Raw genomic sequence first — 2,570 nt, 5'->3', positions numbered from 1 at the left:
AGATCTTTTCGAGTCTTCCGATGGATTTTTCGTCCTACTTCCTTTTGTCATACGTCAGTTCCAAAATGCCTAAACTTTCTTTATTTTTATGGGATGAAGAAAATAACCGTTTTGACCGGTGCGGGAGTAAGTGCGGAAAGTGGCATTAATACGTTTCGGGATGCCGGGGGATTATGGGAAGGCCACGATGTGATGGAAGTCGCTTCCCCTCAAGGGTTTGCCAAGAATCCTGAATTGGTGCTGGATTTCTACAACCAAAGACGGAAACAACTCAAGGAAGTTTCCCCCAATCGCGCCCATTTCGCTTTGGCCGAACTCGAAGCTTATTATGACGTTACCATTGTTACCCAAAATGTAGACGACCTGCATGAACGGGCGGGAAGCTCGAATGTAATACATTTACACGGAGAACTTTTGAAAATGCGGAGTTCGGGAAACGAACGTTCAATTATGGACTGCGAGGGAGATATTGACCTCGGAAATCTATGCGAACAAGGCTATCAACTGCGGCCCCATATCGTATGGTTTGGCGAGGCCGTACCGCTGCTGGAAAAAGCGGCCGTGGAGACCCAATCGGCAGATAGCGTCATTATCATAGGCACTTCTATGCAAGTATATCCCGCAGCTAGTCTGGTGGATTATGCACCAGAAGGCGTGCCCATATATTTTATCGATCCCAAACCCAGCGTTTCAAAATACGATTTCGATAACTTGACCATCATTCCCAAAACGGCCGTTAAAGGGGTTCCCAATTTGGTTTTAACGTTGATCGCCAAGGCTTCGCAATTGCGAGATTGACTTTGACAAAAATCAAACTAAACTCCCAACCCCTTAAACCCATAGACTCCTTTAAACCATTATCTTTGCCTTTTACGAAAAAATCCAATCCAAATAAAAATCATGTCCTTATATACATTGAACGCAATCTCACCTATCGATGGGCGTTATCGAAACACAACGGAATCACTGGCCCCCTTTTTTTCAGAGGAAGCCTTGATCAAATATCGCGTTCGGGTAGAAATCGAATATTTTATCGCCCTTTGCCAGATTCCGTTGCCGCAGCTATCTTCTTTTGACGCTTCCCAATTTGAAGCTTTGCGGAATATTTATCGGGACTTCGATGCCGCTAATGCCCAAGAAATCAAGGAAATCGAAAAGACGACCAACCACGACGTAAAAGCGGTGGAGTATTTTATAAAAAACGCTTTTGATCAATTAGGACTCCAAAAATTCAAGGAATTCATCCATTTCGGATTGACATCCCAAGATATCAATAATACGGCGGTACCCCTTTCCGTAAAGGAGGCCATGAACGAAATCTACGTTCCGCAATATCTCGCAGTATTGCATAAGCTGGAGCAATTGGCATCCGAATGGTCCGACGTTCCCATGTTGGCACGTACGCACGGGCAACCGGCCTCCCCTACCCGTTTGGGCAAAGAAATCGACGTTTTCGCGATACGTCTAAAAGAGCAGTTCAATCTTATGAACGACATCCCCAGCGCTGCCAAGTTCGGCGGTGCCACGGGAAATTTCAACGCCCACAACGTGGCATATCCGGATATTGACTGGAAAGCCTTTGGTCAAAAATTCGTGCAAGGGCAATTAGGCTTGCATCACTCCTTTCCCACCACACAGATCGAACATTATGATCATCTGGCAGCCCTGTTCGATACCCTAAAACGTATCAACACCATAATTCTAGATCTGGATCGGGATTTTTGGACGTATGTATCCATGGATTATTTCAAACAGAAAATTAAAAAGGGAGAGGTAGGTTCATCGGCCATGCCACACAAGGTAAACCCCATCGATTTTGAGAATTCCGAGGGAAACCTAGGCATCGCGAATGCTCTTTTCGAACACATGTCCGCCAAGCTTCCCGTTTCACGTTTACAGCGCGACCTGACCGATAGCACGGTTCTGCGGAATGTCGGGGTGCCATTTGCCCATACCCTCATCGCCTTTCAATCCACTTTAAAGGGATTGAACAAACTGTTGCTCAACAGGCCCAAGTTCGAGCAAGATCTTGAAAATAATTGGGCGGTCGTTGCAGAGGCTATCCAAACGATTTTGAGACGAGAGGGTTATCCGAATCCGTATGAGGTCCTAAAAGGGCTGACCCGAACGAACATCAAGATAGATCAAAAATCGATTGCCGGTTTTATCGATACCTTGGAGGTTTCGGAGCGCATCAAAAACGAGCTGAAAGCTATTTCACCCAAGAATTACACGGGTATTTGAATCAGCATTTTTTCAGATTGCATCAATGGAAATAACGGAATGTAAATAGATTAGGCGATATTTGATAAATACACCCTTCATTAAAGAGTACTAAAACACAACCGACCATGGAAGACAAATTTTCGATACAGGACTCAATAGGCAAACTTTGGGACAAAATGGACGGATGGCTCGATGCCATCATTTTGAAACTGCCCAATATCGTATTGGCCATTTTGACCATGGTTCTTTTCTACTTTCTTGCGCGAGGCGTTAGAAATCTCCTCAGAAAATATCTTTTGAAGCATATCGGTCAGGAATCGATACAAAGCATCGTCGGCAAGAGC

The 2,570-nt window shown here is 44.9% G+C and carries 2 protein-coding genes and 1 pseudogene; all 3 read left to right on the top strand.

The features are described from left to right. Positions 1–93: 93 nt before the first annotated feature. Positions 94–798, top strand: a complete 705-nt coding sequence (locus ACEW8S_RS13655; RefSeq protein ID WP_373518698.1) for an NAD-dependent deacetylase — start codon at positions 94–96, stop codon at positions 796–798. Positions 799–900: 102 nt separating this feature from the next. Beyond that, positions 901–2,244 carry an adenylosuccinate lyase gene (purB, locus tag ACEW8S_RS13650; RefSeq protein ID WP_373518697.1) on the top strand — a complete coding sequence of 448 codons (1,344 nt, stop codon included), beginning with the start codon at positions 901–903 and terminating at the stop codon, positions 2,242–2,244. Positions 2,245–2,351: 107 nt separating this feature from the next. Beyond that, a pseudogene (locus ACEW8S_RS13645) lies at positions 2,352–2,570 on the top strand (mechanosensitive ion channel family protein); the annotation flags it as partial.

The organism is Pricia sp. (assembly GCF_041745955.1).
In the GTDB taxonomy this organism is placed as follows: domain Bacteria; phylum Bacteroidota; class Bacteroidia; order Flavobacteriales; family Flavobacteriaceae; genus Pricia.
Note: the sequence above shows the minus strand (reverse complement) of the source record. Positions and strands in the feature narration are given on the sequence as shown.

Excerpts from the sequence above, each read along its gene's own strand:
- ACEW8S_RS13655 (WP_373518698.1), top strand. The coding sequence starts at position 94 with ATGAAGAAAATAACCGTTTTGACCGGTGCGGGAGTAAGTGCGGAAAGT.
- purB (WP_373518697.1), top strand. The coding sequence starts at position 901 with ATGTCCTTATATACATTGAACGCAATCTCACCTATCGATGGGCGTTAT.